This window comes from Pseudomonas graminis (genome assembly GCF_900111735.1).
Taxonomy (GTDB): Bacteria; Pseudomonadota; Gammaproteobacteria; order Pseudomonadales; family Pseudomonadaceae; genus Aquipseudomonas; species Aquipseudomonas graminis.
The window spans coordinates 1-2,739 of the sequence record NZ_FOHW01000083.1 but is presented as its reverse complement, the minus strand read 5'-3'; the positions used below and the strand labels follow the sequence as shown (position 1 = coordinate 2,739).

Sequence of the window (2,739 nt, the reverse complement as noted above, 5' to 3'; positions counted from 1 at the left end):
TTTCATTCCCAGTCCAAGGCTCGGTTTAACACGAGCTCCGTCGGCGAAACACAAGCAATTATTCAGAATAAAAGGGGACGGACCCCTTTGATCTTGAGATGAGCAGGGCAAAAGCAATTCAGGGATGTCCTGGCAAAGCTTGCTTAACTTCTACGCCAGTGCGGAAGTCGATGCGTCTGACGCCGCGCGTTTGAAAGCCATCCTCGGCACAGCTAGCGACGCTAATCCAGAGAAGCTCAATCTGCTGGAAGATTTGAAGACTGTCGGCGCGTCAATATCGCGTCTTCAAAGTGAAAAAATAGCGCTCACCGGGCCGATGGAACGCCGATTATCGCGGACGGGGACAAGGTCTACGCCTTTTCTTCAACCTCAAAGCAATATGCAGATTCGGCACTGTTCAGTCCGAGTACTAGCGGTTATTCAGGCGACGGAGCTGCGGCGATACCCACCGACTGGGTGAAACAATTCGGGCCTGGCACCGCACTCCAGTATCAGAATGAAATCGGCTCGTTGAGCGGCGTGAACATTGGGGCGCAAGGGCAATACCAGCAACTGAGTACCCTGTTGGGAGGGGGCATAGTCCCTCTGATAGATGGCGATCTTGTGCTGGGGATGCTGGGCGGCGTCGGTGCGAAAGGCATGCTGGCCCCCTCGCTGAAAAGCGTGCGGCAAGCCTAGCGGCGGCCGAGGCGAAAGCAGGATCAAACGGAGCAGCAGATTTAGCGCAGGCTGGTACGAGCACAAAGGGTTCGACCGGTACGCCTGAGTGGACCACCTCCGATGGTCCTTATAGTGGACAGCTAACTGGGAATTATCCTTCACCAACTGCTACTGTTAGCGGGCAAGCTGTAGATGGCATTGGTAACCTAGGCAGCGGGTTGGGTGCGAAAGCGGCAGGGCGTGCAGCGGAGATTCAGAAGATCACGCTAAACCGGCAAAATGGCGTGGCGTTTGAACAACAAGTGGTTGATGCGTTCGATCATGTGGGTGGAGTGAAGAACACGGCTCCCGTGACTGTAGACCTTCCAAATGGTGCGCAAGTAACAACAATTCCCGACTTATGGGGGAGAAATGTAGGAGGTTTGTTAGAGGTAAAAAACGTCCAGAATCTTTCGATGGCTAACCAGTTGCGAGCACAGATTAAAGTTGCTACCGATACTGGCCAGCCTTTGAATCTCGTTGTGAGCCCTAGAACAAATACCGTGTCGGGCGAGCTCATGCGACAAGTTAGAAGTACCGGCGGCGATGTCTTTAGATACAATCCTAGTACTGGGGAGTTGACGAAGTTTTAATATGAAACCATATATGCAGATTGCAATTAGAACCAAAGCAGAGACAACTGATTGGAGAATTGGTGAAGAATTGATCGCCTCACTGAATGTAAGTGGGGGATTACTTGTCCCTGAGCAGGTCTCACATAATGCAGATAAGTTTGTTGAAGCTTTTATGGGGAGAAATGAAAGTCAGCGGATCTGGGCATCAAAGGCGTCCATACGAATAGATGGTGCTCTATCAGATTTTTATCAGGATTTTGCTTGGCGACGAAAGAAAACACTCAAATGTTCTGGGAGTGTCGTCCATACAGCGCGGAATGCAAGGGGTCAACTCGTTCCTGGTGCAGTCAGCTTCCGCTCCGCCGTGAGTGCTAAGATTGATTGGTATTCGCTCTTCAAAGAATGGTGCAAAGTATTTCCACCACAATTAGGCATGCTTCATCTCTTTAGTAATTCTGAACTTGGTGCTCAGGAAAAGTATAACAGTTTTCAGGTGGGGTCATTTAACTCAGCACTGAAGCCAGATGTGCCGAATATGGGTTGGGCAATGTTCTTTGGAGATGAGTTCGCCGCGGAGGTAGATGTAGATCGGATCGCCGCCTCAGGGTTTTTGGTAGAAAGCTTAAGTCATGGGTATTTGGTAAGGGTTACAGCGAATATTCAAGATGTAGCTGAAAACTTTTTGTTGTTTTCAAGGCGTCGAGCTGAACTTAAGAGGTTGTTTCGCAAGGAATTATTTTTAATAAAAGATGAGGTTTTATAGTGATAATGGCGGGATAGAAGTGCAGACGATAAAAGGGTAAGGGCGCATTTGTTCTTCAATCTCACGGGTGAGGGCAGTTCAGCGGAGTGCACTTATAGGTGCTGTCAGGTGTGATTACCGGTGGCGATGTAAACGTCGGCGCTGCCGTGGCCGGAAATTCCACTATTTACAACTCCTTGAAGTTAAAGGGGACGAAGTTAAAGGGGACGGACTCCTTTAACTCTTAAACCTCTCCACACTTGGCGATTCGGGCAGTGGTGGGTTCTCTATTCCCAGCCACCAAGCCGGCGCGGGCGGCATTGCCGCCGTCGACCAGGTCGCAGGTGTCGAAAGCGTCACAGGTGTCAGAGGCGTAGCCGGTGTCCGCGGTGTTACCGGTGTCACAGGCGCAGCAGGTGTCACTGGCGTCTCGGAAGTTCCGGGCTCTACAGGCGTTACCCCCATTCCCGGCATCAGCGCCATCAGTGGCGCAAACCCCACCGGCATCAGCCCGGGCCAATCGGCGACCGCCCAGACGGTCGAAAGGGTTCAGGGCTTGCCCTCCACCGCAGCCACGGCGCGCCCCGGCAAATACCTGATCGAAACCAACCCGGTACTCACCGATCTCAAGCAATTCATGAGCTCGGATTACCTGCTCGCGGGCCTCGGCTACAACCCCGACGAAAGCGCCAAGCGCCTCGGCGACGGCCTCTACGAACAGCG

2 protein-coding genes are annotated in these 2,739 nt (G+C 52.2%); both read left to right on the top strand.

What is annotated here, in order from left to right; genetic code table 11:
• Positions 1 to 878: 878 nt before the first annotated feature.
• Entirely contained in the window at positions 879 to 1,292 is a 414-nt protein-coding gene (locus BMY98_RS26460) for a putative toxin (RefSeq protein ID WP_074893743.1), read from the top strand.
• Positions 1,293 to 1,305: 13 nt separating this feature from the next.
• The gene (locus tag BMY98_RS26455; protein WP_245760132.1) at positions 1,306 to 2,037 is read left to right on the top strand and encodes a hypothetical protein; all 732 of its coding nucleotides are present in this window, start codon (positions 1,306 to 1,308) and stop codon (positions 2,035 to 2,037) included.
• Positions 2,038 to 2,739: the final 702 nt, after the last annotated feature.

Bases quoted from the DNA above. Each gene is read 5' to 3' on its own strand.
- BMY98_RS26455 (WP_245760132.1), top strand. From the start codon at position 1,306: ATGCAGATTGCAATTAGAACCAAAGCAGAGACAACTGATTGGAGAATT.